Source organism: Streptomyces sp. NPDC001843, from assembly GCF_042891955.1.
GTDB lineage: Bacteria > Actinomycetota > Actinomycetes > Streptomycetales > Streptomycetaceae > Streptomyces.
In genome coordinates, this window is sequence record NZ_JBIATQ010000003.1 from 475,117 (window position 1) to 501,542 (window position 26,426).

General features: G+C 70.1%; 25 protein-coding genes and 3 tRNA genes. 14 read left to right on the plus strand and 14 right to left on the minus strand.

Annotated elements, in window-relative coordinates:
- The first annotated feature begins 193 nt into the window (after positions 1-193).
- Entirely contained in the window at positions 194-931 is a 738-nt protein-coding gene (locus tag ACFYZQ_RS10680; RefSeq protein ID WP_389144375.1) for an ABC transporter ATP-binding protein, read from the plus strand.
- A complete protein-coding gene (locus ACFYZQ_RS10685; RefSeq protein ID WP_389144378.1) occupies positions 925-3,492 on the plus strand; it encodes an FtsX-like permease family protein in 2,568 nt (855 codons plus the stop codon). The genes ACFYZQ_RS10680 and ACFYZQ_RS10685 overlap by 7 nt, the downstream gene beginning before the upstream one ends.
- A gap of 79 nt (positions 3,493-3,571) precedes the next feature.
- Here ACFYZQ_RS10685 and ACFYZQ_RS10690 read toward each other — a convergent pair.
- Positions 3,572-3,655: transfer RNA gene (locus tag ACFYZQ_RS10690), tRNA-Leu, on the minus strand.
- Between the two features lie 424 nt (positions 3,656-4,079).
- On the opposite strand from ACFYZQ_RS10690, the gene ACFYZQ_RS10695 reads away from it, so the two are divergent.
- The 7 genes from ACFYZQ_RS10695 (at position 4,080) to ACFYZQ_RS10725 (ending at position 12,541) form a co-directional block, all read left to right on the plus strand.
- Positions 4,080-4,946 carry an FhaA domain-containing protein gene (locus ACFYZQ_RS10695; RefSeq protein WP_389144381.1) on the plus strand — a complete coding sequence of 289 codons (867 nt, stop codon included), beginning with the start codon at positions 4,080-4,082 and terminating at the stop codon, positions 4,944-4,946.
- A gap of 10 nt (positions 4,947-4,956) precedes the next feature.
- Positions 4,957-5,475: an FHA domain-containing protein gene (locus ACFYZQ_RS10700; protein WP_389144384.1), complete on the plus strand. Its 519-nt coding sequence runs from the start codon at positions 4,957-4,959 to the stop codon at positions 5,473-5,475.
- 140 nt (positions 5,476-5,615) lie between these two features.
- Positions 5,616-7,163 (plus strand): Stp1/IreP family PP2C-type Ser/Thr phosphatase, encoded by a 1,548-nt coding sequence (locus tag ACFYZQ_RS10705; protein WP_389144387.1) that lies wholly within the window; start codon positions 5,616-5,618, stop codon positions 7,161-7,163.
- Between the two features lie 27 nt (positions 7,164-7,190).
- Positions 7,191-8,633, plus strand: a complete 1,443-nt coding sequence (locus ACFYZQ_RS10710; protein ID WP_389144390.1) for an FtsW/RodA/SpoVE family cell cycle protein — start codon at positions 7,191-7,193, stop codon at positions 8,631-8,633.
- On the plus strand, positions 8,630-10,108 hold the full coding sequence (locus tag ACFYZQ_RS10715) for a penicillin-binding transpeptidase domain-containing protein (RefSeq protein ID WP_389144393.1): 1,479 nt from the start codon (positions 8,630-8,632) through the stop codon (positions 10,106-10,108). Before ACFYZQ_RS10710 ends, ACFYZQ_RS10715 begins: the two co-directional genes overlap by 4 nt.
- Before the next feature lie 171 nt (positions 10,109-10,279).
- Positions 10,280-12,295, plus strand: a complete 2,016-nt coding sequence (gene pknB / locus ACFYZQ_RS10720) for a Stk1 family PASTA domain-containing Ser/Thr kinase (protein WP_389144396.1) — start codon at positions 10,280-10,282, stop codon at positions 12,293-12,295.
- Positions 12,296-12,316: 21 nt separating this feature from the next.
- Positions 12,317-12,541 carry a hypothetical protein gene (locus tag ACFYZQ_RS10725; protein WP_389144399.1) on the plus strand — a complete coding sequence of 75 codons (225 nt, stop codon included), beginning with the start codon at positions 12,317-12,319 and terminating at the stop codon, positions 12,539-12,541.
- A 72-nt stretch (positions 12,542-12,613) separates the two neighbouring features.
- Here ACFYZQ_RS10725 and ACFYZQ_RS10730 read toward each other — a convergent pair whose 3' ends face one another.
- From ACFYZQ_RS10730 to ACFYZQ_RS10755, 6 genes are read right to left on the minus strand one after another with little or no spacing between them, the layout of a single operon-like run.
- On the minus strand, positions 12,614-13,375 hold the full coding sequence (locus ACFYZQ_RS10730; RefSeq protein WP_389144401.1) for a class E sortase: 762 nt from the start codon (positions 13,373-13,375) through the stop codon (positions 12,614-12,616).
- 13 nt (positions 13,376-13,388) lie between these two features.
- A complete protein-coding gene (locus ACFYZQ_RS10735) occupies positions 13,389-14,429 on the minus strand; it encodes a class E sortase (protein WP_389144404.1) in 1,041 nt (346 codons plus the stop codon).
- A complete protein-coding gene (locus tag ACFYZQ_RS10740) occupies positions 14,426-15,064 on the minus strand; it encodes an aminodeoxychorismate/anthranilate synthase component II (RefSeq protein WP_389144407.1) in 639 nt (212 codons plus the stop codon). The genes ACFYZQ_RS10735 and ACFYZQ_RS10740 overlap by 4 nt, the downstream gene beginning before the upstream one ends.
- Positions 15,061-15,222 carry a hypothetical protein gene (locus ACFYZQ_RS10745; protein WP_037674919.1) on the minus strand — a complete coding sequence of 54 codons (162 nt, stop codon included), beginning with the start codon at positions 15,220-15,222 and terminating at the stop codon, positions 15,061-15,063. Before ACFYZQ_RS10745 ends, ACFYZQ_RS10740 begins: the two co-directional genes overlap by 4 nt.
- A gap of 53 nt (positions 15,223-15,275) precedes the next feature.
- Positions 15,276-15,983 (minus strand): class E sortase, encoded by a 708-nt coding sequence (locus ACFYZQ_RS10750; protein WP_389144410.1) that lies wholly within the window; start codon positions 15,981-15,983, stop codon positions 15,276-15,278.
- A 22-nt stretch (positions 15,984-16,005) separates the two neighbouring features.
- Positions 16,006-16,848 carry a DUF881 domain-containing protein gene (locus ACFYZQ_RS10755; protein WP_389144412.1) on the minus strand — a complete coding sequence of 281 codons (843 nt, stop codon included), beginning with the start codon at positions 16,846-16,848 and terminating at the stop codon, positions 16,006-16,008.
- Positions 16,849-16,990: 142 nt separating this feature from the next.
- Between ACFYZQ_RS10755 and crgA the strand changes: the two genes are divergently transcribed.
- Positions 16,991-17,245: a cell division protein CrgA gene (crgA, locus tag ACFYZQ_RS10760; RefSeq protein ID WP_132855222.1), complete on the plus strand. Its 255-nt coding sequence runs from the start codon at positions 16,991-16,993 to the stop codon at positions 17,243-17,245.
- 261 nt (positions 17,246-17,506) lie between these two features.
- On the opposite strand, the gene ACFYZQ_RS10765 is transcribed toward crgA, so the two are convergent.
- Together ACFYZQ_RS10765 and ACFYZQ_RS10770 are read right to left on the minus strand one after the other, a co-directional pair.
- A complete protein-coding gene (locus ACFYZQ_RS10765) occupies positions 17,507-18,400 on the minus strand; it encodes a rhomboid family intramembrane serine protease (RefSeq protein WP_389144415.1) in 894 nt (297 codons plus the stop codon).
- 85 nt (positions 18,401-18,485) lie between these two features.
- A complete protein-coding gene (locus ACFYZQ_RS10770; protein ID WP_389144418.1) occupies positions 18,486-19,019 on the minus strand; it encodes a peptidylprolyl isomerase in 534 nt (177 codons plus the stop codon).
- A 316-nt stretch (positions 19,020-19,335) separates the two neighbouring features.
- Between ACFYZQ_RS10770 and ACFYZQ_RS10775 the strand changes: the two genes are divergently transcribed.
- Positions 19,336-20,058 carry a DUF5324 family protein gene (locus tag ACFYZQ_RS10775; RefSeq protein WP_389144421.1) on the plus strand — a complete coding sequence of 241 codons (723 nt, stop codon included), beginning with the start codon at positions 19,336-19,338 and terminating at the stop codon, positions 20,056-20,058.
- 319 nt (positions 20,059-20,377) lie between these two features.
- Here ACFYZQ_RS10775 and ACFYZQ_RS10780 read toward each other — a convergent pair.
- Positions 20,378-20,450, minus strand: a tRNA-Ala gene (locus ACFYZQ_RS10780).
- 178 nt (positions 20,451-20,628) lie between these two features.
- Here ACFYZQ_RS10780 and ACFYZQ_RS10785 point away from each other — a divergent pair.
- Complete coding sequence (locus ACFYZQ_RS10785) at positions 20,629-21,177, plus strand: helix-turn-helix domain-containing protein (protein WP_388792565.1); 549 nt, start codon at positions 20,629-20,631, stop codon at positions 21,175-21,177.
- A 129-nt stretch (positions 21,178-21,306) separates the two neighbouring features.
- Entirely contained in the window at positions 21,307-22,686 is a 1,380-nt protein-coding gene (locus tag ACFYZQ_RS10790) for a protein kinase (protein WP_389144424.1), read from the plus strand.
- Here the strand turns inward: ACFYZQ_RS10790 and ACFYZQ_RS10795 are convergent.
- On the minus strand, positions 22,650-24,026 hold the full coding sequence (locus ACFYZQ_RS10795; RefSeq protein WP_389144427.1) for a hypothetical protein: 1,377 nt from the start codon (positions 24,024-24,026) through the stop codon (positions 22,650-22,652). The genes ACFYZQ_RS10790 and ACFYZQ_RS10795 overlap by 37 nt on opposite strands.
- A gap of 103 nt (positions 24,027-24,129) precedes the next feature.
- On the minus strand, positions 24,130-24,258 hold the full coding sequence (locus ACFYZQ_RS10800; protein ID WP_003999697.1) for a DLW-39 family protein: 129 nt from the start codon (positions 24,256-24,258) through the stop codon (positions 24,130-24,132).
- A gap of 251 nt (positions 24,259-24,509) precedes the next feature.
- On the opposite strand from ACFYZQ_RS10800, the gene ACFYZQ_RS10805 reads away from it, so the two are divergent.
- The gene (locus ACFYZQ_RS10805) at positions 24,510-24,830 is read left to right on the plus strand and encodes a DUF6344 domain-containing protein (RefSeq protein ID WP_389144430.1); all 321 of its coding nucleotides are present in this window, start codon (positions 24,510-24,512) and stop codon (positions 24,828-24,830) included.
- A gap of 641 nt (positions 24,831-25,471) precedes the next feature.
- On the opposite strand, the gene ACFYZQ_RS10810 is transcribed toward ACFYZQ_RS10805, so the two are convergent.
- Together ACFYZQ_RS10810 and ACFYZQ_RS10815 are read right to left on the minus strand one after the other, a co-directional pair.
- Positions 25,472-25,548, minus strand: a tRNA-Ile gene (locus tag ACFYZQ_RS10810).
- Between the two features lie 124 nt (positions 25,549-25,672).
- The gene (locus ACFYZQ_RS10815) at positions 25,673-26,425 is read right to left on the minus strand and encodes a DUF3566 domain-containing protein (protein WP_389144432.1); all 753 of its coding nucleotides are present in this window, start codon (positions 26,423-26,425) and stop codon (positions 25,673-25,675) included.
- Between the last annotated feature and the right edge of the window lies 1 nt (position 26,426).

Below are 26,426 nucleotides of genomic sequence, written 5' to 3' on the forward strand. Positions count from 1 at the left end.
CGGATCACCGTAGGAGACCGGGGCGGGCCCGGCCATCCGGCCAGGCAGGGGGGTCGGGGTATGCCTGGCCCTACCCCGGGTCTCGGTCCTGCCGCACTGCGCCGAGGGGACCCCGGACGGTTTGGTGGAGCCACCGACTCACGGAAGCACCGGCTCACGAAGCCACCGACCGGCGACGACCCCAGGGGGACCGATGACCACCGACACGATCAGACTGCACGCCGTCAGCAGGCGCTACCGGACGGGCGACGAAGTGGTGACCGCGCTCGACGGGGTCAGCCTCGGCTTCCCGCGCGGCACCTTCACAGCCGTCATGGGCCCCTCCGGCTCGGGCAAGTCCACGCTGCTGCAGTGCGCGGCGGGTCTCGACCGGCCCACCTCCGGGTCGGTGACGGTCGGCGGGACCGAGCTCGCGGGGCTGAGCGACAGACGGCTGACCCTGTTGCGACGCGACCGCATCGGGTTCGTCTTCCAGGCGTTCAACCTGTTGCCGTCCCTGACCGCCGAGCAGAACGTGGCCCTCCCCCTGCGCCTGGCCGGCCGCCGCCCCTCCCACGCGCGCGTGCGTGAGGCCCTCGACCGGGTCGGGCTCGCCGACCGCGCCCGGCACCGCCCGGCCGAACTGTCCGGCGGACAGCAGCAGCGCGTCGCCCTGGCCCGTGCCCTCATCACCCGCCCCGAGGTGGTCTTCGGCGACGAACCGACCGGCGCCCTCGACTCCCGCGCCGGCCTCGAGGTGCTCCGCCTGCTGCGCGACATGGTCGACCAGGAGGGCCGGACGGTGGTCATGGTCACCCACGACCCGGTCGCCGCCTCCTGCGCGGACCGCGTGGTCTTCCTCGTCGACGGCCGCCTCACCGGCGAACTGGGCGGCGCCGACGCGGGCCGGATCGCCGCGCACCTGACCGGACTGGAGGCCGCAGCGTGCTGACCCTCGCCATGAACACCCTGCGCACCCGTCGGGCCGCGTTCACCGGCAGCTTCCTCGCCCTCTTCCTCGGCGTCACGCTGCTCACCATGACGGGCCTCACCCTCGCCGCGTCCCTGCACGCACCGCGCCGCGCCCCCGAGCGGTTCGCCGCCGCACCGGTCGTGGTCAAGGGAGCGGACACCCTGCGCATGCCCACCCCGGCCGGTGAACGGGTGCTCGCACTCGCCCGGCCGCGTCCCGTCCCCGCGCCGACCGTCACCCGGCTGAAGCGGCTGGGAACCGTCGTCGAGGACCGCTCGTTCCCCGTGGGAGCGGACAGCGGCCCCGGCGACCTGGTCGGCCATCCCTGGTCCACGGCCGCGTTCGCCCCGTACACCCTCGACGCGGGCCGCCCGCCCCGTGCCGCGGACGAGGTCGTCGTCAGCGGCGGCTGGGCACGTCCGGGCGAGCGCGTCCGCACCGGCCACGGCACCGTCCGGGTCGTGGGAACCGCCACCGCGCCCCACGACTTCGAGCACGCCGTCTTCTACACCGACGGCCGAGCCGCCCAACTGTCCCCGGCCAGCACCCAGTTGGTCGTCGACGCGACCCCGTCAGCCGTACATGAGGTAGTAAAAGCCACAGAAGCCACAAACGGCCCGGAAGACGCCCACGGCACGGACGGCACGCACCTCCAGGTCCTCACCGGCGACGCCCGCCGTCTCGCCGACGCCGATCCCGGCCGGGACCGTGAGGCCCTCACCGCGCTGAACGCCCTGTTCGGCACGGCCGGCGGGGTCACGGCGTTCGTGTCGGTGTTCGTGGTGGCGTCCACCTTCGCCTTCTGTGTCGCCCTGCGGCGCCGGGAGTTCGGGCTGCTGCGCGCCGTCGGGGCGACCGCCGGGCAGATCCGCCGGACGGTGCTCGCCGAGGCCCTGACGGTCGGCGTGCTCGCCTCGGCGGCCGGCTGCGCGGCCGGTGCGTACGCGGCTCCGTGGCTCGCCGGACGGGTCGTCGCCGAGGGACTCGCCCCGCCCTGGTTCACCGTCGGCGGCAGCGTGTGGCCGTACCACCTGGGCTTCTGGACGGGCCTGCTGGTCGCGGTCGGCGGGGCACTGGCAGCCGCCTGGCGGGCAGGACGGACCGGGCCGCTCCAGGCGCTGCGCGAGGCGTCCGTGGAAGGCCGGGCGATGACGCCGGGCCGCTGGCTGTGCGGTACGGCGCTGCTGCTGACGGCTGCCGTGACGCTGTGCCTGGTTCTGGTCGGCGACCCGGGCGGGCTGCTGCACCGCAAGTCGTACGTGAGCCGCCCCATGCTGCTGATCACCGCGGTGGCCCTGCTCGCGCCCGCCGTGGTGCGTCCCCTGGTGCGCGCGCTGGTCCGGCTGCCCGGCGTAACCGGCCTGCTGGTTCGGCAGAGCGCGGCCGCCGGTGTGCGGCGCACCGCCGCGGTCGCCGCCCCGGTGCTGGTCACGGTGGCCCTCGCCGGCTCGCTGCTGGGCGCCACCGAGACGCTCGACGCGACGAAGGCCGCCGAGATCCGCGCCCGGACGACCGCCACCTTCGTGATCACCCCGGGGACCGACGCCTCATCCGGCGGACCGGCCGACGGACCGACCCGCGAACCGGCCGACAGATCGACCGTCGGACCGACCACCGGCGCCGGCTTCGACGCGGCGACGCTGCGCCGCCTGCGCGCGGTGCCGGGCGCCCGCCTGACGACGATCTCCTCCAGCGCGGTGTACGTCCTCGAGGACGGCGTGGCCCTGATCAGGTCCGAGGCCCGCGCCGCCGACCCGGCACGGCTGGCGTCCACCACCCGGTTGCCGCTGGCCGCCGGACGCACCACCGACCTCGACGACGACTCGATCATCGTCAACCAGGAGTGGCGGCGGCACACCGTCGGGCAGCTCGTCCGCGTCCGGCTCGGCGACGGCACCCCGCGAGCCCTGCGGATCGCCGCCGTCATGACCACCGGCACCGGCGACAACGGCGTCTACGTCACCCCGCGCAACGCCCCCGGCGCACCGGTCGACCGCGTCGACGTCGCCCTCGCGCCCGGCGCCGACGCGCACACCGTGGCCACGGCACTGCGCACGGCCGTACGCGCCTCGGGCGGCCGGGTGCTGACCAGGGAGCAGTGGCTGCGGGCGACCGGTCCGGGCACCGACCGCACCACCCGCCTCGGACTCCTGCTGGTCCTTGGCATCGCCCTGCTGTACACCGCCGTCTCGGTGGCCAACACCGCGGTGCTGGCGGCCTCGGACCGGCGGCGTGACCTGGCCCTCCTGCGCCTGTCGGGGGCGACCCGGGCACAGGTGCTGCGGCTGGTCGCGGTGGAGGCCCTGGCGGTGGTCGCGGTCGGCACCCTGCTCGGGCTGCTGGTCACCGCACTCAACCTCGGGGCGCTCGGCGCCGCCCTGCACCTGCTGTCGGCCCCGGCCGCCCCGCGCCTGCCGTGGACCGCCCTCGGCACCACCACGGCCGCCTGCGCGCTGCTCACGGTGACGGCCTCCGTCGTACCGGCCGCACGCACACTGCGACCCCACACGACACGCACGCCGCGCCCCCGCATGGCCTGAGAGACTCGTCACACCGCGCGACGACCCAAGAAACGACTACGGGCCCACCGTGATGATCACGATGGGCCCGTAGCCACTGTGCGCGAGGGGGGAGTTGAACCCCCACGCCCTTGCGGGCACTGGAACCTGAATCCAGCGCGTCTGCCTATTCCGCCACCCGCGCATTGGGTGTGTCTTCCGGCTCCGGCCCCTGCGGGCCGTTCCCCTTCCGACACCCAGAACATTAGCACGTCGTACGGGGCGGATTCACATCCCTTCCATCCGCCCGGCCTGCGGGCGACGCCACCCGCGCCCCGGCCGCCGGCCGCCGCGCACGTATCAAGGAGTACCTGTTCACGTATCAACCTCGTACCGGTCCGGGCCGTCTCCCCAAGAGGCGGACCGGGTCCACAGCCGGGTGCGGGACACTGGCCTTCACACACCTCTACGATCCTTGACAAGAGGAGTTCGAAGGGGAGGCGCCCGGGGAACCGGCTCTTTGCCGGGCGCGTGGATACGATCAGTAAGCAGTACCAGGCAACGCAGCACGGCAAGCAGCACACAAGCAGCACGGCAAGACAGGACGACAGCGACGGAGGAGGTGCCCCATGGGAGTCCTGAAGAAGTTCGAGCAGCGCCTCGAAGGTCTGGTCAACGGCACCTTCGCCAAGGTGTTCAAGTCCGAGGTCCAGCCCGTGGAGATCGCCGGTGCGCTCCAGCGGGAGTGCGACAACAACGCCACCATCTGGAACCGCGAGCGGACCGTCGTACCCAACGACTTCATCGTGGAACTGAGCGCGCCGGACTACGAGCGCCTCAGCCCCTACTCCGGCCAGCTCGGCGACGAGCTCGCCGGCATGGTGCGCGACTACGCCAAGCAGCAGCGTTACACCTTCATGGGACCGATCAAGGTCAACCTGGAGAAGGCCGACGACCTCGACACCGGCCTGTACCGGGTGCGCAGCCGCACCCTCGCCTCCTCCAGCAGCCAGCAGTCCCCCTCGGCACCCGCCGCCCCCGCCGCGTCCCCGCCCACCGGACGGCCCGGCCAGGGCGCCCCCGGCGGCTACGGCTACCCGCCCGCCGCCGCCCCGCCCATGCCCGCCGCCCCGCCCCCCGGCGCCCGCCCGGGCGGATACGGCTACCCGCAGCCCGCCACCCAGCGGCCCGCGGCCGCCCCGATGAGCGGCGGACGCACCCGCTACTGGATCGAGATCAACGGCACCCGCCATCAGATCTCCCGCCCGACGCTCGTGCTGGGCCGCAGCACCGAAGCCGACGTGCGGATCGACGACCCCGGCGTCTCCCGCCGGCACTGCGAGATCCGGACCGGAACGCCCTCGACGATCCAGGATCTCGGCTCCACCAACGGCATCGTGGTGGACGGGCAGCACACCACCCGCGCTACGCTCCGCGACGGCTCGCGGATCGTCGTGGGCAGTACCACCATCATTTACCGGCAAGCCGAAGGGTGAAGCGGGGGCAATGTCAGAGCTGACCCTCACGGTCATGCGGCTGGGTTTCCTGGCCGTACTGTGGCTGTTCGTGATCGTGGCCGTGCAGGTCATCCGCAGCGACCTGTTCGGTACGCGCGTCACCCAGCGCGGAGCGCGCCGGGAGGCCGCGCGCCCGCAGCAGGCCGCGGCCCGGCAGCAGGCCGCGCCCCCGCAGCAGCGCGGCCAGCAGGCCGGCGGCCGGCAGCGCCGCAACGCCCCCTCCAAGCTGGTCGTCACCGAGGGGACCCTGACCGGCACCACCGTCGCGCTCCAGGGCCAGACCGTCACCCTGGGCCGCGCCCACGACTCCACGATCGTGCTGGACGACGACTACGCCTCCAGCCGCCATGCCAGGATCTACCCGGACCGCGACGGCCAGTGGATCGTCGAGGACCTCGGCTCCACCAACGGCACCTATCTGGACCGGTCCCGGCTGACGACTCCCACGCCGATCCCGCTGGGCGCGCCGATCCGCATCGGCAAGACCGTCATCGAGCTGCGGAAGTAGTGCTACATCATGACTGAGCGCGAGCGGAGCGAGCACGCAGCGGCGGACCGCACCACGGCCCCCGGCGCGCTCCCGACCGGAGGGTGGGCAGTGTGGCTCGACACGACCGGCTGTACCCGGAGCCGACAGGCGAGGTGCGCATGAGTCTGTCACTGCGCTTCGCCGCCGGATCGCACAGAGGCATGATCCGGGAGGGCAACGAGGACTCCGGTTACGCCGGTCCGCGCCTGCTCGCCATCGCCGACGGCATGGGCGGCCAGGCCGCCGGCGAGGTCGCCTCCTCCGAGGTCATCTCCACCCTGGTCACGCTCGACGACGACGTTCCCGGCTCCGACATCCTCACCTCCCTCGGCGCCGCCGTGCAGCGCGCCAACGACCAGCTGCGCTCCATGGTCGAGGAGGACCCTCAGCTCGAGGGCATGGGCACCACCCTGACCGCCCTGCTGTGGACCGGTCAGCGGCTCGGTCTCGTCCACGTCGGCGACTCCCGCGCCTACCTGCTGCGCGACGGCGTCCTCACCCAGATCACCCAGGACCACACCTGGGTCCAGCGCCTCGTCGACGAGGGCCGGATCACCGAGGAAGAGGCCACCACCCACCCGCAGCGGTCCCTGCTCATGCGGGCGCTCGGCAGCGGCGACCACGTCGAGCCCGACCTGTCCATCCGCGAGGTCCGGGCCGGCGACCGCTACCTGATCTGCTCCGACGGCCTCTCCGGCGTCGTCTCCCACCAGACGATGGAAGAGACCCTCGCCAGCTACCAGGGCCCGCAGGAGACCGTGCAGGAGCTGATCCAGCTCGCCCTGCGCGGCGGCGGCCCCGACAACATCACCGTCATCATCGCCGACGTCCTGGACCTGGACACCGGAGACACCCTCGCCGCACAGCTGTCCGACACCCCCGTCGTGGTCGGCGCCGTCGCCGAGAACCAGCACCACCTGCACGACAACGGCATCATGCAGACCCCGGCCGGCCGCGCCTCCGGCCTCGGCCGCCAGGGCCACGGCCAGGGCGGCGGCGAGTTCGGCCCGCCCGGCAGCGGCGACACCACCGGCTACATCCCGGGCGGCAGCTTCGGCGACTACACCGACGACGACTTCACCAAGCCCCGCAAGGGCCGCAGATGGCTCAAGCGGTCCCTGTACGGCACCCTCGCCCTCGCCGTCATCGGCGGCGGCCTCTACGGCGGCTACCGCTGGACCCAGACGCAGTACTACGTGGGCACCAAGGACGAGCACGTGGCGCTGTACCGGGGCATCAGCCAGGACCTGGCCTGGGTGTCGCTGTCGAAGGTGGAGAAGGACCACCCCGAGATCGAACTCAAGTACCTGCCGCCCTACCAGCAGAAGCAGGTCAAGAACACGATCGCGGAGGGCGGCCTGAAGGACGCCCAGTCGAAGATCGGCGAACTGTCCGTGCAGGCCTCCGCGTGCAAGAAGGAAGCCGAGCGCCAGACGGCCGCGAACAAGAGCAACTCCAAGACCGGCCAGGACAAGGCTTCGGGCACCACGGGAACCACCAACACCTCCTTCACGTCCAAGGCCTCGCCGACACCGAACCCGTCGGGCACGACGCCGTCCCCTTCGAATTCGAAGTCTCCGTCCACGACCCCGTCCGCGACCCCCAGCCCCGGCCCCACCCTCTCGGAGGATGAGCAGAAGGTCGTCTCGCTGTGCGGTAAGCAGTAGGCAAGCCGTGAGAGGCCCCGTCACACGATGAGCACTACCAACCAGTCGACGCACCACACGTCCACGATCGGCGCGATCGGCGCCCCCAGCCGCCGCAACACCGAACTGGCGCTCCTGGTCTTCGCCGTCGCCATCCCGGTGTTCGCCTACGCCAACGTGGGCCTGGCCATCAACGACCAGGTACCCGCGGGCCTGCTGAGCTACGGCCTCGGCCTCGGCCTGCTGGCCGGCGTCGCCCACCTCGTCGTCAGGAAGTTCGCCCCGTACGCGGACCCGCTGATGCTGCCGGTGGCCACCCTGCTGAACGGACTCGGCCTGGTCGTCATCTGGCGCCTGGACCAGTCCAAACTGCTGCAGCAGATCAACGTCGCGGGCGGCAAGGCGACCAACCAGCTGATCTACACCGCCCTGGGCATCGCGCTCTTCGTCGCCGTGCTGGTCTTCCTCAAGGACCACCGCACCCTGCAGCGCTACACCTACATCTCCATGGTCGGCGCGCTCGTACTGCTACTGCTCCCGCTGGTACCCGGCCTCGCCTACCCCGTGTACGGCGCGAAGATCTGGATCCACATCGGCAGCTTCACCATCCAGCCCGGCGAGTTCGCCAAGATCGTCCTGGCGGTCTTCTTCTCCGGCTACCTGATGGTCAAGCGGGACGCCCTCGCGCTCGCCAGCCGCCGTTTCATGGGTCTCTACCTGCCGCGCGGCCGCGACCTCGGCCCGATCCTGGTCGTCTGGTTCATCTCGATCCTCATCCTGGTCTTCGAGACCGACCTCGGCACCTCGCTGCTGTTCTTCGGCATGTTCGTGATCATGCTGTACGTCGCCACCGAGCGGACCAGCTGGATCGTCTTCGGTCTGCTGATGTCCGCGGCCGGCGCGGTCGGCGTGGCCAGCTTCGAGCCGCACATCCAGGTCCGCGTGCAGGCCTGGCTGAACCCGATGCACGAGTACCTGCTCAGCCGCACCCCGGGCGTCACCGGAACCCACTCCGACCAGCTCCAGCAGGCCCTGTGGGCGTTCGGCTCCGGCGGCACCCTCGGCACCGGCCTCGGCCAGGGCCACTCCGAGCTCATCCGCTTCGCCGCCAACTCCGACTTCATCCTCGCCACCTTCGGCGAGGAACTCGGCCTCGCCGGCATCATGGCGATCCTCCTGCTCTACGGCCTGATCGTGGAGCGCGGCGTACGCACCGCCCTCGCCGCCCGCGACCCCTTCGGCAAGCTGCTCGCCGTCGGCCTGTCCGGCGCCTTCGCGCTGCAGGTCTTCGTGGTGGCCGGCGGCGTGATGGGCCTGATCCCGCTGACCGGTATGACGATGCCGTTCCTGGCGTACGGCGGCTCCTCCGTCATCGCCAACTGGGCGCTCATCGGCGTACTGATCCGCATCAGCGACACCGCCAGACGACCGGCGCCCGCCCCCGCCAGCAACCCCGACGCCGAGATGACCCAGGTGGTCCGCCCGTCATGAACAAACCCCTGCGCCGGATCGCGATCTTCTGCGGCCTCCTCATCCTCACCCTCCTCATCCGGGACAACTGGCTGCAGTACGTCAGGGCCGACAGCCTCAAGAACGACACCAACAACCGCCGCGTCACCATCGCCCGCTACGCCACCCCGCGCGGCGACATCATCGTCGACGGCGACCCCATCACCGGGTCCACGGAGACGAAGAACAACGACCTGAAGTACAAGCGCACCTACAAGAACGGCCCCATGTGGGCGCCGGTCACCGGGTTCGCCTCCCAGGCCTTCGGCGCCACCCAGCTGGAGTCCATCGACGACGGCATCCTCACCGGCGACGACGACCGGCTCTTCTTCCGCAAGACCCTCGACATGATCACGGGCAAGCAGCAGCAGGGCGGAAACGTCGTCACCACCCTCAACGCCGCCGCTCAGAAGGCCGCGTACAACGGACTCAAGGCACAGGGCGGCAAGGGCGCCGTGGTCGCGCTCGAACCCTCCACCGGCAAGATCCTGGCCCTGGCCTCCTACCCGTCGTACGACCCGTCGTCCTTCGCGGGCAACAGCGACGCCGACGCCAAGGCCTGGAAGAGCCTGCTGAAGAAGAACAACCCCAACGACCCGATGCAGAACCGCGCGCTGCGCGAGACATACCCGCCGGGCTCCACCTTCAAGGTGGTCACCGCGGCGGCCGCGCTGGAGAACGGGTTGTACAAGTCGGCCGACGAGAACACCGACTCGCCGCTGCCGTACATCATGCCGGGCACCACGACCCCGCTGAAGAACGAGGGCAACATCCCCTGCAAGAACGCCACCCTGCGCGTGGCGCTGAAGGTGTCCTGCAACTCCGTCTTCGGCAAGATCGGCGCCGACCTCGGCAACGACAAGATGCTGGCCGAGGCGAAGAAGTTCGGCTTCGACGCCGAGCAGTTCACCCCGGTCCGCTCCAACGCCTCGGTGTTCTCCGACAAGATGGACCGGTCGCAGACCGCGCTGTCCTCGATCGGCCAGTTCAACACCGCCGCGACCCCGCTCCAGATGGCCATGGTCGCCTCCGCCGTCGCCAACGACGGCAAGCTGATGAAGCCGTACATGGTCGACGAACTGGAGTCCTCCGGCCTCGACCCGGTCGCCAAGACCGAACCGGAGGAGCTCAGCCGGCCCCTGACTCCGAAGAACGCGCAGATCCTGCAGTCCATGATGGAGACGGTCGTCAAGGAGGGCACCGGCCAGAAGGCGCAGATCGGCGGCGGTGTCACCGTGGGCGGCAAGACCGGTACCGCCCAGCACGGCGTCGAGAACAGCGCGAACCCGTACGCGTGGTTCATCTCCTACGCCAAGCTCGCCGACGGCAGCTCGCCGGTCGCCGTGGCCACGGTGATCGAGGACGACCAGGCAAACCGTGAGGACATCTCCGGCGGCGGCCTCGCGGCGCCGATCGCGAAGAGCGTGATGGAGGCGGTCATCAACTCCAAGAAGTGACTCCGCTCACGTCCCCCTCACATCGGTGCACGTTGCGATACCGGTCCTGTATCGGGTGACGGGCTTGGCCAGGTCACACAAAGCGAGCCGGGTACGGTAGGCCCGGACGACAGCCTCCGGCTGCACACACATGTGACGGCCGGGACCGACGGAGAGGGCTGGTAGGGAACTATGGAAGAGCCGCGTCGCCTCGGCGGCCGGTACGAGCTGGGCCAGGTGCTCGGCCGTGGTGGCATGGCCGAGGTCTACCTCGCTCATGACACGCGCCTCGGCCGCACCGTGGCGGTGAAGACGCTGCGCGCGGACCTCGCGCGCGACCCGTCCTTCCAGGCCCGGTTCCGCCGGGAGGCCCAGTCGGCCGCCTCACTCAACCATCCCGCGATCGTCGCGGTCTACGACACGGGCGAGGACTACATCGACGGGGTCTCGATCCCGTACATCGTGATGGAGTACGTCGACGGCTCCACGCTCCGTGAGCTTCTTCACAGCGGCCGCAAGCTGCTGCCGGAGCGGTCGATGGAGATGACCATCGGCATCCTCCAGGGCCTGGAGTACGCCCACCGCAGCGGCATCGTCCACCGCGACATCAAGCCGGCGAACGTCATGCTCACGCGCAACGGCCAGGTCAAGGTGATGGACTTCGGCATCGCCCGCGCCATGGGCGACTCCGGCATGACCATGACCCAGACGGCAGCGGTCATCGGCACCGCCCAGTACCTGTCGCCCGAGCAGGCCAAGGGCGAGCAGGTCGACGCCCGCTCGGACCTCTATTCGACCGGGTGTCTCCTCTACGAGCTGTTGACGGTCCGCCCGCCCTTCGTCGGCGACTCCCCCGTGGCCGTCGCCTACCAGCACGTCCGCGAGGAACCGCAGCCGCCGAGCGTCTTCGACCCCGAGATCACGCCCGAGATGGACGCGATCGTCCTCAAGGCCCTGGTCAAGGACCCCGACTACCGCTACCAGTCGGCCGACGAGATGCGCGCCGACATCGAGGCCTGCCTCGACGGCCAGCCCGTCGCGGCCACGGCGGCGCTGGGCTCGGTGGGCTACGGCGGCTACCCCGACGACCAGCCGACCACGGCCCTGCGCTCCGAAGCGGGCGCCGGCGCCACGACCATGCTGCCGCCGATGAACCCGGACGACGGCGGCTTCGGCTACGACGACCGCCCGGACCGGCGCCGCCAGCCGAAGAAGAACAACACCTCCACCATCCTGCTCGTCGTGGCGGGCATCCTGGTGCTGGTGGGCGCGATCCTGATCGGGAAGTACGCGTTCCCCGGGCACAACGCGGGTGACGAGACCTTCCCGGCTCCGAACTTCGTGGACCACACGCAGTCCGAAGCGGAAAGCATGGCCCAGAACCGCGACCTGAAGGTCTCGATCACCAAGAAGGCCTGCGGCAAACCGGCGAAGACGGTCTGCGCCCAGAACCCGACCGAGGGCACGGACGTGAAGAAGGGCGACACCGTCACCCTGACCGTGTCGACGGGCACGCCGAAGGTCCAGGTGCCGGACGTCCGCGGCATCCAGTTCGACCAGGCCGAGGCCCAGCTCAAGGAGAAGGGCTTCGAAGTCGACAAGAAGGTCGTGGTGTCCACCCAGCCCCCGGGCATCGTCACCGCCCAGAATCCGAAGGGCGGCACGACGCAGCAGAAGGGCACGACGATCACCCTCACCGTGGCCAAGGCCGAGGCGAAGGCGACCGTCCCCGACGCCACCGGCAAGTCCTGCGACGAGGCCAAGGCCCTGATGGCGTCCAACAACCTGGTCGGCAACTGCACCGACGTGGAGACCGACGACCAGTCCAAGGTCGACAAGGTCATCGCTACCGACCCGGCAGCCGGCACCCAGCTCAGCAAGAACTCCCCGGTGCAGATCCAGATCGGCAAGGCCAAGCAGAACCAGCAGACGCCGGTGCCGGACGTACGCGGGCAGAACGTGAAGCAGGCCAGGGAGACGTTGCAGAAGGCCGGGTTCACCAATATCCAGTTCGCCAACGGCAGCGACCAGAGCGACACGGCGATCGTCGTCAACCAAAACCCGCAGGGGAATTCCCAGGTGGGAGACCCCGGCAACACTCCGATCACCCTGCAGACCGTCGGCTTCGGCAACGGCAACAACGACGGTGGGAACAACGGCGGAAACAACGACGGCGGAAACAACGTCTTCGGCGGTGTGACCGGCTGACGTCCTGCCCGGCTCCACATCGTGCTCCTCGCCGACCGGTTCGGTGGGGAGCACGATGCTCACTCGTACGAGTCCGGCAGCAGCACCATCACCTGCGTCTGGAACCCGGCCGACACGACGGGCATGTCCGCCGACGGCAAGGTCGAGTACGACATCGCCGATGACGGAAAAGACCCGGTCGCCTTGCACCCTGGCCCGGGACACCGCCGCCGACCTGACCGGCACCGGCTGACCACGACCCGCTGACCACGGTCAGCCGGCGAACATACGAATGGCCCTGCGGACCGCTCCGCAGGGCCGTTCGCGGCTTGCACAGTGCTAGCCGCGCAGTTCCTTCGGCGGTGTCCGCTTGCCGTCCACCTTGTCCACGCGGACCAGTTCCCCCCACACCACGTACCGGTACCGGGACGTGAACACCGGCGTGCACGTCGTCAGGGTGATGTAGTGGCCGCGCTTCGTGACGCCCGACTCCTTCGGGACCGAGGTCAGGACCTTGACGTTGTACTTCGAGGTCTCCGGGAGGATGTCGAAGACCTTGTAGACGTACCACTTGTCCTTCGTCTCGAAGACGATCGGGTCGCCCACCCTCACCTTGTCGATGTTGTGGAACTTGGCGCCGTGGCCGTCACGGTGGGCCGCGAGGGCGAAATTGCCCGTCTTGCCGGAGGTCGGGAGCGTGGCCTTGACCGGGTCCGTGTAGTAGCCGGCCACACCGTCGTTCAGCACGTCCGTCGACGTGCCCTTCTCCACCAGGACCTCGCCGTTCCTCATCGCCGGGACGTGCAGGAAACCGATGCCGTCCTTGGTGTCCAGCGCCCCGGGCCCACCGGCGTTCGACGAGCCGTGGGCCCAGTCGTCACGGACCTTGTCGGCCTGCTTGTGCGCCGTGCGGTCGGCGACGACGTTCGTCCACCACAGGGAGTAGACGACGAAGAGGCCGAGCACCAGGCCCGCCGTGATGAGGAGTTCACCGAAGAAGCTGACCGCCATCGCGATCCGGCCCGTTCGCCGGCGCCGGGGAGTGCGCGCCGCCTCGGGCGCATCCGTGTGTGCTTCGGTGTCGTCGGCGGTCGCTGCCACTGTTCATCTGCCCTTACTCGACGAGCGCATCCGGCTTGCCCTTGCTGCGCGGCCGTTCCTCGACCATCTTGCCCCAGACGATCAGCCGGTACTTGCTGGTGAACTCCGGCGTGCACGTGGTCAGGGTTATGTAGCGGCCCGGCCCGGTGAAACCCGAGCCCTTCGGGATGGGATCCAGCACACTCGTGTTCGAGGGGGCCGTCACGGGCAGCATCGAGGTCATCTTGTAGACGTAGTAGGTGTCCTGCGTCTCCACGACCACCGCGTCACCCTTCTGCAGCCGGTTGATGTACCGGAAGGGCTCACCGTGCGTGTTGCGGTGGGCGGCCAGGCCGAAGTTGCCCGTCTTCGCGCTCGGCATCGCCGTCTTCAGCGCACCCTCGCCGTAGTGGCCCACCATGCCCTTGTCGAGCACCTTCTTGTTGCTGACGCCCTCCGCTATCGGCGCCACCACGTCCAGCTTGGGGATGTGCAGGATGGCGAAGCCCTGCCCCGGCTCGAAGGTCCCCGGGGCGCGCTTGCCGCTCGCCCAGTCCTGCTGGAGGGTGTCCGCCTCCTTGCCGGCCTGAGCGTGCGCACGCACGTTCGTCCACCACAGTTGGTAGGTGACGAACAGCAGCATCACCACGCCGGTGGTGATGAACACCTCGCCGATCACCCGGCTCGCGACGACGGCAGCGCCCGGTTTACGGGCCTTGGCCGCCCGCCGGGCCTCGACACGTGACAGCGGCGTCCCGGTCTTCGGCTCCTCCGGCGGCTCCTCCACGGCCTCCCGAGCGGCGCTATGGCGCCCACCACGACGCTTGGCGGCCTTTCTGCGGGCCGCCCGGCCACCGGACCGGGTTCGTGTGGCAGAAGTGGCGTAAGAGGCCTCAGAAGCCCGCCGGGGCAGCGGATCCGGTATCCGCAGCGCCATCGTCTCCTCGTCGACGGGACGCGGATACGGCTCCTCGTGCGCCCCCGGCCCGTACCAGTCCCCACGCGCACCGGAAGCCTCGTACGACTGATCCCCGTACGAGGCATCGGTCTCGCGCTCCGGGCGCAGCGCGGTCACGCCGTGGCCCTGCCCACCACCGGGGCGAGCCCCGCCGACCTGGCCACGGCCCCCTGGTCGCCGCACTCCGCCAGCCAGTTGGCCAGCATCCGGTGGCCGTGCTCGGTGAGCACCGACTCGGGATGGAACTGCACACCCTCGACGGGCAGTTCACGGTGGCGCAGCCCCATGATGATGCCGTCCTGCGTACGGGCGGTCACCTGGAGCTCGGTCGGCACCGTCGCCGGCTCGGCCGCCAGGGAGTGGTAGCGGGTCGCCGTGAACGGGGACGGCAGCCCCGCGAAGACACCCCGTCCCTCGTGCTCCACCAGCGAGGTCTTGCCGTGCAGCAGCTCCGGCGCGCGGTCCACCACACCGCCGTACGCCACCTGCATCGACTGCATGCCCAGACAGACACCGAACACCGGGACACCCGTCGAGGCGCAGTGCCGGACCATGTCCACGCACACCCCCGCCTCCTCCGGAGTTCCCGGTCCCGGCGACAGCAGCACCCCGTCGAAACCGTCCTGGGCGTGGGCCGTCGACACCTCGTCGTTGCGCAGCACCTCGCACTCGGCGCCCAGCTGGTACAGGTACTGGACCAGGTTGAAGACGAAGCTGTCGTAGTTGTCGACGACGAGAATCCGCGCACTCACTGGTTGTCCACCGTCACATCGTTGAAGGGCAGCAGCGGCTCGGCCCAGGGGAAGACGTACTGGAAGAGCACGTAGACCACGGCCAGCACCAGCAACAGTGAGATCAGCGCCTTCACCCACGCGCTTCCCGGCAGATGCCGCCAGATCCAGCCGTACATGCCGTCCCTTCCGTTCCACCCACGGCACCAGACTCACGCCGTACCTCACCAGACTAACGGCGCAGAGCCTTCGGTCTGCCTGCCTCCACAGGCTGTGTGGAGTCCAGGTGCGCCCAGACGATCAGCCGGTGACTGTGCCCCCATTCGGGATCGCACGTGGTCAGTGTCAGATACCGTCCCGGACGCGTGTACCCGGACTTACGTGGCACAGGGTCGATCACTTCAACATCACTCGGGACGGTTTTGTAAGGCCCTTTGTCGATCCGATACGTGAACCAGGTGGTTCCGTCCGTCAGCACGACCGCGTCCCCGGGCCGCAGCTCGGGAAAGTCCTTGAAGGGGTCGCCGTACGTACGCCGGTGACCCGCGACGGCGAAGTTGCCCTCCTGACCCAGCCGCGCGGTGCGCCCGTAGTGGGCGAGCCCCTTCTTCAGCACGTCCGTGCCGGTGCCCTCGAGCACGGGCTTGTTCCACGTGAAACCGAGCCGGGGGATGTACATGATCGCGAAGGGCTTGCCGTACGTGTAGGCCGCGGGTTTCGCGGGAGCGCGGGACGCGGGAGCACGGGAGCCTGAAGCCGACGCGGGGTTCGTGGGATGCACGGCCCCCTGCGACCACTGCCGCTGCAGCTGGTCGATCTGGTCGTTCATCACCCTGTCGGCCTTGACGCCGGTCCAGAACAGCACGTAGACCACGAACAGCACGATCAGGGTGCCCACGGTGATGCAGAGCTCGCTGACGGTCCTGACGATCACGCGCACCGGCGGCTCCTGGAGGGGGCACCTACTTCACGGGCTTCGCGTAGTGCAGGTCCACTGTGCCCGAGTAGCCCGGCAGAGTCACCGTCCCGTCCTCGGTGACTTTCCAGCCGAGGCCGTAGACGTTCACGTACACCATGTAGGTCTGGATCGCCTGGGAGTCCGACAGCGCCTGCTCCAGCTTCGTCGGATCTCCGACCGCCGTGATCTTGTACGGCGGCGAGTAGACCTGGCCCTGGAGGATCAGGGTGTTGCCCACGCAGCGCACCGCGCTGGTGGAGATCAGCCGCTGGTCCATGACCTTGATGCCCTTGGCCCCGCCCTGCCACAGGGCGTTCACCACGGCCTGCAGGTCCTGCTGGTGGATGACCAGGTAGTCGGGCTGAGGCTCGGGATAGCCGGGGAGCTTGGCGGTGGCGTTCGGCGGGGCGTCGTTGAGCGTGACCGTGATCGCCTTGCCCTTGAGCTTCTCCGTCCCCGCGTTCTTCTCCAGCCCGGAGAGCTTCTCGTCCTGCGCCTTGGTGCTGCCGTCGTCCCGCTCGGCCAGCGACTCGACGTCGTCCCGCAGGGCCGCGTTGGACTCGTCCAGCCCCTTGTTCTTGTGGCTGCGCTCCTGGATGAGGTCCGACAGCTTCAGCAAGGAGGAGTCCGTGCGGATGTCCGTGCCCTTGGCCGTGTCGAAGCTGGTGAAGAAGATCAGCCCGGCGAGGGCGAAGACCGCCGCGGTCAGGACCCGCACCGGCCGGAAACGGGAACCTCGCGCAGGCGGGACAGGGGGGACGATGGTGGCAGGCGGGACAGGGGCGTCGGGGCCGCCAGCGGTGGAACCCGTTGATCCCGTCCCGGGAGAGTCGGCAGAATTGCTCAACGTACCCTTATCTCCTTCGGCGCCGCGGAAGCACTACGCTAACGGACGCCCGGGGGAGCGCTCAGTGTGCCCTTGTACGCTGCCCCGGAGCCCGACCCAGCCACCTGCGCGGCCACGCAGCGCATCGACAGGAGAGACCCTCGTGCCGAAGTCACGTATCCGCAAGAAGGCCGACTACACGCCGCCGCCGTCGAAGCAGGCCACGGCCATCAAGCTGACCAACCGGGCCTGGGTCGCGCCCGTCATGTTGGCGATGTTCCTCATCGGCCTGGCCTGGATCGTCGTCTTCTACGTGACGGACGGGTCCCTGCCGATCGACAAGCTGGACAACTGGAACATCGTGGTCGGCTTCGGCTTCATCGCCGCGGGGTTCGGCGTCTCCACGCAGTGGAAGTAGCGCCTGCTTCCCGGTGAACGCAGCTCTGCCCAGGGTTATCCGTTGAGTTATCCACAGCCCCTGTCCACACGCTGGGGATAGAAAACGACGATCTGTGGATAACCCGTCGGACGTTGACGCCGGTACGACTGCCCTACTACCCGACGACCACACTCACGCCCCCTGTCTGACCTGGGAAAACTCACCTGAGCGGCAGGGGGCGCAGCTGTGTCCGCACCCTGTGCACCAGATCCACCACAGACTGTGGACAACGGTTCGGTATCAGGTGAGCTGAGCGGTCCTGACCAGCGTCAGCAGCACCACGACGGCCAGCACGAGCGCGCAGCTGCCGTACTGGATCAAGGCGCGCCGTCGGCGTGGGGCGTGAACCATGGCGTAACCGCATGCGAGGCCTGCCACGAGGCCGCCGATGTGGGCCTGCCAGGCGATGTTCATGCCCGGGTTGAAGGTGAAGACGAGGTTGATCACCAGCAGGGCGACGATCGGCCGCATGTCGTAGTTGAGCCGGCGCATCAGCACGGCGGTCGCACCGAAGAGGCCGAAGATCGCGCCGGAGGCGCCGAGCGAGGCCTGGTTGGGCTCGGCGATGAGATACGTGAGTGCGCTGCCGGCCAGTCCCGAGGTGAAGTAGAGGGCCAGGTAGCGGGCGCGGCCGAGGGCGGCCTCCAGAGGTGCTCCGATCCACCACAGGCTGAGCATGTTGAACAGGATGTGGATGTAGCCGCCGTGCAGGAACATGGCGGTCACGAGTCGGTACCACTGCCCCTGGGCGATGCCCTCGACGGAGCCGAGCAACGGTACATAGGCCTGGCCCAGGAGTTCGAACCGGTCGGTGAACCGGTTCCCGACGGACATCTGCACCAGGTACACGGCCAGGTTCAGGCCGATCAGCAGCTTGGTGACCAGCCGGGGGTCCGCGGTGACCGTGCCTCCGGCGAGGGTGCGGGGCCGGGAGGCGGACGGCGCCGGGCCCGTGCCGGAACCGCCGCGGACGCAGTCGGGGCACTGGAAGCCCACGGAGGCGCTGACCATGCACTCGGGGCAGATGGGGCGCTCGCACCGGGTGCAGCGGATGCCGGTCTCGCGATCCGGGTGCCGGTAGCACACGGGCACGCTCGCGGCGGCCTGCGCGCTGCCTGCGGCCTCCTGGTCCATGGGAGTCACCTCGGTCGTCTCGTGGCCACTGCGCCACCCCGCTCATCCTTACGGACGAGCGGGACTATTGGTTCCCCGGCCCGTCTCAGCCCTGGCGTCGCTCGATGACGACGGACTCGATGACGACGTCGTTGACCGGCCGGTCGTTGGGCTTGGTGGTGGGGACCGCGGCGATGGCGTCCACGACCTTCTGGCCGGCCGGGTCGGCGACCTCGCCGAAGATGGTGTGCTTGCGGTTCAGCCAGGTCGTCGGGGAGACGGTGATGAAGAACTGCGAGCCGTTGGTGCCGGGTCCGGCGTTGGCCATGGCGAGGAGGTAGGGCTTGTTGAAGGACAGGTCCGGGTGGAACTCGTCCTCGAACTCGTATCCGGGGCCGCCGATGCCGCTGCCGAGCGGGTCGCCGCCCTGGATCATGAAGCCGCTGATCACCCGGTGGAAGATCGTGCCGTCGTAGAGCTTGTCCTGGCTCGTCACGCCGGTGGCCGGGTGCTTCCACTCCCGCTCGCCCTGGGCGAGCTCGACGAAGTTCCTGACCGTCTTCGGCGCGTGGTTCGGGAAGAGCCGGACCTCGATGTCGCCGTGGTTGGTCTTCAGGGTGGCGTAGAGCTGCTCGGCCACGATCTGCCTTCCGTTGTCTTCCTGTGACCCCCTGATCCTTGCACGCTCCGGGCCGTGCGTGGTCCGACGGTGTCGTATGGGCGCGAATCGTTCCGGCACGGGCGCGCGCGACGGCGATCCGTGGCATTGTCGGCATTGTCGACGACAGGCGCTTGTTGCCCAGTATTCACCCGTTATGCATGCGGGGCACGGGGCGTGAGCGGTTCAGGGCGGCACCCGTATGCCCGTCCTCGCATGCCGCATGTCCCACCGACAGGCATGATCCGTAAAAGGGTGGAAAGTCGAAATACCGTACGCCACCGAGGAGGAGGAACCCGTGACCCGCATCGACAGCGTGCGCGCCGCGACCGGCTCGGCGAAGGACAGCGTGCTGCACGCCGCGGAAGTGGTGGCGCCCTACGCCGACACGGCCAAGGAGCGTGCCGCGCACTACGCGCAGGAGGCACGTGTACGGCTCGCGCCCAAGGTGACGCAGGCCGCCGGACAGGCCCGCGCCCAGTACGACGCCCGTCTCGCACCCCGGCTGGAAGTGGCCCGTACGCAGGCCATGTCCCATGTCCCACCGAAGGTCGACCAGGCGGCCCACCAAGCGGCCGTCCGGACCCGCAAGGCCGCTCGGCAGGCCGCCGACTACTCGCGGCCGAGGATCGAGCAGGCGGTGGCGGCCGCCGGGCCGGTACGCGACGAGGCCGCCGCGCGGGGTGCCGCCGCGCTGGCCGCGCTGCGCGGCCAGGTGACGCCGAAGGAGATCCAGAAGCTGGCCCGCAAGCACCGAAGGCGGGCCAGGGCGGGGCGCCTGGCCAAGGCACTGGCCGTGGTGGGCGCCGTGGCCGGCGGTGCCTTCGCCGCCTGGAAGTGGTGGGACAAGCAGGCCAACCCCGACTGGCTGGTGGAGCCGCCCGCCGCGACGGAGGTGCCCGAGTCGGGCCGACTGTCGTCGGTCGACGGCAGCGGTGAGGCCCCGCTCGACCCCGAGGTCCAGGCCAAAGCGGCCAAGGACGCCGAGGAGGACGCGGCGGACCGCGACGAGCGCGGCTGACGCCGCGCCGCCGGAGCCAGCGCCGCAGTCAGCGTCGGCGTCGGCGAAAACAGTGGGGCCGGAGACCCTGGTCTCCCGCCCCACTGTTTTTTCGCAAACATCTGCAAATCGCCGCAAACAGTGCGTATCGCCGCCGGGTGAGCCGTGGTGAGCCGCATCGGCCGCGAATACTGCCCGGAGAGGCACGGCGAGGGGCCGGTCCGGTGCCCGGACGGCTCCTGGACACGTGCCCGGCCGTACATCGCGCACCCAGCGCGGCCCGCGCACGCGAAAGCCCCTCCGATCTGCTGAGTCGCAGGCCGGAGGGGCTTTTGTGCTGTGGAGCCTAGGGGAGTCGAACCCCTGACATCTGCCATGCAAAGACAGCGCTCTACCAACTGAGCTAAGGCCCCGAATGCAGGCATCCCCCGGAAGAATCACACACCGGAGGGCGCCGCAGACCAGAGTACCGGGTCACCCCCGGGATCTCGCAAAAAAGTTGGGGTCCCCGTCGGCGACCACGCTCCGTAAGATGCCCCTCGTGGTTCGCTACAGCGAACCCACGTTCAGGGGAAGCGATGGGGAGACGCAATGGACGCCGCACAGCAGGAAGCCACCGCAAGAGCGCGGGAGCTGCAGCGGAACTGGTACGGGGAGCCGTTGGGGGCGCTCTTCCGTAAGCTCATCGACGATCTTGGTCTCAACCAGGCTCGTCTCGCGGCGGTTCTCGGACTGTCCGCGCCGATGCTGTCGCAGCTGATGAGCGGTCAGCGCGCGAAGATCGGCAATCCGGCGGTCGTCCAGCGGGTACAGCTGCTGCAGGACCTGGCGGGGCAGGTCGCCGACGGCAGTGTCAGCGCCGCGGAGGCGACCGAGCGGATGGACGAGATCAAGAAGTCCCAGGGGGGATCGGTGCTCAGCAACACCACGCAGACGACGAGCAGTTCGGGCGCGCCCACGGTGAAGCGGGTGGTCCGCGAGATCCAGTCGCTGCTGCGCTCGGTGGCCGCAGCCGGCGACATCATCGACGCCGCCGACACCCTGGCCCCGAGCCATCCGGAACTCGCGGAGTTCCTGCGGGTGTACGGCGCCGGCCGCACCTCCGACGCGGTGGCGCACTACCAGTCCCACCAGAGCTGATTCCACGGCCCGGGGAGGGGTCGTAGCTCTCGTCACGGGGGAAGCACGTCACGGGGGAAGCACGTCACGGGGGAAGCGCGTCACGGGGGAAGCGCACGGGGGCCGCAGGGGGAGGAGCGACGGACGGTCATGGGTGAGATCTTCGCCGGGCGGTACGAACTGGTCGACCCGATCGGACGCGGCGGAGTGGGCGCGGTCTGGCGTGCCTGGGACCAACGCCGTCGCCGTTACGTGGCCGCCAAGGTGCTGCAGCAGCGCGACGCCCACTCCCTCCTGCGCTTCGTGCGGGAGCAGGCCCTGCGGATCGACCACCCTCATGTGCTCGCTCCGGCGAGCTGGGCCGCGGACGACGACAAGGTCCTGTTCACCATGGACCTGGTCGCCGGCGGCTCACTGGTCCACCTGGTCGGGGACTACGGTCCCCTGCCGCCGCGGTTCGTCTGCACGCTCCTCGACCAACTTCTGGCCGGCCTGGCCGCGGTGCACGCCGAAGGGGTGATCCACCGGGACATCAAGCCCGCCAACATCCTTCTGGAGGCCACCGGTACCGGCCGTCCCCGGCTCCGCCTGTCCGACTTCGGCATCGCGATGCGGCTGGGCGAGCCGCGGCTGACGGAGACCAACCTCGTGGTGGGGACGCCCGGTTACCTCGCGCCGGAGCAGATGCTCGGCGCCGAACCGGACTTCCCCGCCGACCTGTTCGCCGTCGGCCTGGTCGCCCTGTACCTGCTCGAGGGCGCCAAGCCCGACGCGAAGGCCCTCATCCAGTACTTCGTGGAACACGGCACGCCCGCCGCGCCCAAAGGCGTTCCCGAGCCGTTGTGGCAGGTCGTGGCCGCCCTGCTGCAGCCGGACCCACAAGCCCGCTTCCGGACCGCCACGGGGGCGCGCAAGGCCCTCGTCGCCGCCGCGGAACTCCTGCCGGAGCCCGGCCCCGACGACGAACTGATCGAGATCTTCGACCAACTCGGCCCGTTGCCCCCGGGGTTCGGTCCGCGGGGGCCGTCGGGGGCGGGCTCGAAGCCGGGGGCGGACGAAGGCGCGTACACGGACGGGGAGCACGAGGGTACGAGCACGGGCGCGGGTCCGACGGACCGATCCGTCTCGGACACCGGCAGCTTCCGCCTGCCGCCCCCGCAGCATCCGCCGACGCGGACGCCCACGCCGACGCCGCCACAGGCGCCCATGCCCACGCCCACACCCACGACACAAAGCCACAGCCCCGCGCACGCCTCCCCGTACGCCCCGTACGCCCCGTCGGCCCCCTCGCCGTCGTACGCCGAGTCGGCGCCCCCGTACGCCCCGGGGCACCCGCCGACCCCCACCGCTCCGTACACCGCCCAAGTCCCCCACGTGCCCCAGGTCCCCCAGGTCCCCCGGGCCACGCGTGCCGCACACGCCGCACAGCCCCGGCGTCGGCCCGGGCCCACGCGGAGCGTCGTCGTCCCGGTCCTGCTGCTGGCGCTAGCCTGCTACGCGGTCGGGTTCTGGGCGCTGGCCCGCGTCTGAGCCGCGGCCCTGCGCCGGGCGGTCAGGGTCCACAGCCCGAGGCCTGTCAGCAGCAGCGTCCCGGCGCCGATGCCGCCGGCGGCGAGGGCCTTCATGGCGGTACCACTCCCGGGGGCCTCGCCCGTGATCGCGGCCTCCCGGTCGCCGGCGGTGACTTCGAAGAGCTTCGCGGGTTCGGACTGCCCGGCGTAGCCGGGGCCGGCGTGCGGTGTGCCCTCGACGCGGACGCGCAGTGTCAGCTCGTACGGCCCGTCGCCGAAGGTGGCGGCGACCTGTCCGCCCAGATGGACGGCGAGGTAGTAGTACCCGGCGAAGCGCATGGCGTTGACCTGGCCGCTCACGGCGTACCGGTTGGCGTACTCGACGGGCGGCAGGGGGTCGAGGGCGGCCGCCGTCTGGCGGCCGGTGTAGCCGTCCGCCGCGTCGGCGACGTCACCGCGGACGGGGTTGTACAGCGCCAGGCCGAGGGCGCCGGTCACATAGCCGTGCCCGGCGGTGGTGTTGCCGAGCTCGGCAGTGGCGTACAGCTGCTGGCCCCAGTCGACGGGGACCTTGTAGAAGAGGGTCTGGCCCGGCCGCACACGGGTGCCCCAGACGCCCTGTCCGAGGGACCGCGCACCGGCGAAGCCCGCGCCGCCGGTGCGCTCCTTGCGGGTGCCGGTGAGGGGCTCGGGGGAGGCGGAGTCCCAGTCCTCGGGTGCCGCGGTGCCGTCGGCCTTGGCTCTGGGTGGCTCGGTGACCGGGGCGATCTCGAGGCCCCATGCCTCGGTGGAGGACGCGCCGCCGGACCCGGATCCGGACCCGGACTTGGACCCGGAAGCGGTCGCGTCGAGGCGTTCGACGACCACGTAGTACGGACCCGCGCCCTGGCACTGCGTCCTGCCCGCCTCGCGCATGCCCAGCGCGGTGACGGGATGCGGGCTCAGGCCGCCGCCGAAGCGGGCGGAGGCGTAGGAGCAGGAGGTGCCGTGGGTGTCCTGCACCGACACGGTGATGCCGTCGGTGGCCGCGACGGTCGCGTCGGACGGGGGTACGGCGGTGACGGGGACGTAGGCGGTGTCCGGGGCGGTGAGGTCGATGCGGTAGTAGAGCGTGGCCTTCCTCGCCAGGGAGCTGCGGTAGGTCCGGCCGGGCTCGAGCTGTTCGGCGTCGGTGGTCCTCGCCGTGCCCTTCACGGACCGGGCCCCCGGGGCGAACGCGTAGCCGCCCGGCGACCCGGTCGCGGTGCCGTCGGCGGCCGCGACGCCCGGCAGGCCGGTCACCGCGCCGATCAGGGCCGTGGTGACGGCGAACCGTACCGCCGTCCGCCACCACGCCGTAGGCCACCGTCCCGTCCCCATGCCCGCCCCCTCGCGCTTGTACCGGACCGTCGCCCATCCTGCAACACGAAACCCCGACCGCGAGGGCGGTCGGGGCCTGCTCAGATTTCGGTGTTTCCGGTACTCACGAACCCGTGGGCACGGAGTCAGTCGCCTCCGTCCACAGATCCTGCTCGGCGCGATCCGCCTGGATCTGGCGGTACACGAGGAGCCCGCCGATGGCGGCCAGTGCGACCAGGAGAAGCTTCTTCACCGCGCGACCTCGTCTTTCGTTGACGTAGGGGACCTCTGGCGCCCGACTATACACACCGACCGATATCGATCGGTGACCTACATCCGGACCCCAACTTCGGTCCACGTGAGAACAATTTCTTTCTCTTACGCCCATCCGAGTGGTGTTCATCTGAACATCGCCGCGCCACGGGCGTCGGTCCACCACTTCGCGGCCCTCATACACATGATGAGCAAAGTACGCAAATCGCCCGACCCGAAAGTGAGGGGACCATGGCCGGCAACAGGGTCATGAAGCTGTGGACCGTCATCGTGACCGCCTTCCTCGCGCTGTGCACGGCGCTCGGATTCGTCACGGCGGCCACCGCCGCGGCCGCACCGCGGACCGAGGAACCGTGCAGCAGCCCCGCTGTCCAGGTGGCGGCCCAGCTGCTGACCCCCTGGTCCCGGTTGTACGCCGCGTCACTGCCCCCCACGATGAAGCAGCGCATCCAGGCCGAAGCCCACGGCAAGTCCCCCGGCTGCCGCCGCCGTCCCGTCCCCGACCACGAGGCGTCCGCCCCGTCCGAGCACACGGCCCCGCTGCAGACCTGACGCCCCCGGGCGGCACCCCGGCGACACATCGACACAACGGCGAGTTTGCGTACAGCACCCGCACAGAGAGACCCCCGACCGGCAGAACCGGTCGGGGGTCTCGTCGTATGCCACCGGACCTGCCACTGTCAGTAACGGCACTGCTCACTGTCCGTCGCCGGCATCACGACGCTTGGCGAACCCTCCACCCCGGATCTGAAGCACCGCGCCGAGCACGACGAGCCCCTGCGGCTGCCGGTCAGGGTCAACACGCCTAGGACTACGACAAAGCAGCCGGAGCCCAACATGATCCACGCCGACATGGCATCCCTCCGCAGGAAGCCTGTTTCGCTATGCCTGGCTGATCAGCACGCCAACAGCACACAGGGCGAATGCAAGCCCCATCAGGCTCTTCTTCCCGCTGCGGCTGGAAGCCTGCCGCTGGAGTTCCCGCGCACCGAGCGCCGCTCCGCAGAGCAGGAGAGTGCCGGCAACGACGCGTCTGATCACTTGCACGGGCACCCGCTCAACCCTTCACCGAGGTCTGCAGCGCTCACGGTACAGGCGGCCGACGAACGTTGCCCCCTGCACGCCTCCTGACGATTGGTGTCAACCGTGGGTGCCAAAAGACCCCCGGCCCTGTGGACCGGGGGTCTTTCTGCTGGTGGGGCTAACAGGATTTGAACCTGTGGCCTCATCCTTATCAGGGATGCGCTCTAACCAACTGAGCTATAGCCCCGCCGCGCTCTGCGGAGTGTGTCCCGCGCGCTGACTCCTGAAGATTAGCGCACGACCGGGGCAGTCCCAAAATCGGTTGTCGGGGGACCGTCAGCCGAGGTGGGACAGCGGATGGAAGGGGCGGATCACTCGTCCTCGGCGAGGGTCAGCTCGATACCACCGACGAAGCCCGCGGAGAGGTTGTAGATGAACGCGCCGAGCGTGGCGAGGGCGGTGGCCAGGACGACGTCGATGACCGCGATGATCGTGGCGAACGTCAGGACGTGCGGCAGCGAGAGGAAGGCCTGCAGGTCGAAGCCGCTGGACTCGGTGGAGCCGGTGGCCTCCGAGATCTGGCCGCCTACCGTCGAGAAGACGCCCATCGCGTCCAGGACCATCCACAGCACCGCGGACGCGACGACCGTGCAGATGCCGATCGCGATGGAGAGCAGGAAGCTGACCTTCATCACCGACCACGGGTCGGCCTTCGCCACCCGCAGCCGCGCCTTCCGCGTGCGGGGCGCCGTGCGCGCCGCTCCGGCACCGGCACCGGTGCGCGGACGGCGTACGGCCGCTCCGGTCGCCCCGGCGCCCTGTGCGGGGTAGGCCTGCGGCGGGTGGTACGGGCCGGAGGGCTGCTGAGGCTTTCGTTCCCCGGGCAGCGGCGAGGCCGCCTCGGGCGCCGGCTGGGCGTCACGGCCTCTGGTGTCCGACACGGTTCCCCCCTGGGATCCACGGGAGTCGGGCGAGGACGAGTCCGCCGCGGACGGCTTGACCGCTTTCAGATTGGTGGTCTGCGGATCCGACTGCGCGGCGCTCGCGGCGGAGCCACGGCCGCCGCCGCCCGTTTCCGTACCCGTGGAGGTACCGGCCGACCCGGCGCCCGTGGCTCCGCTCACG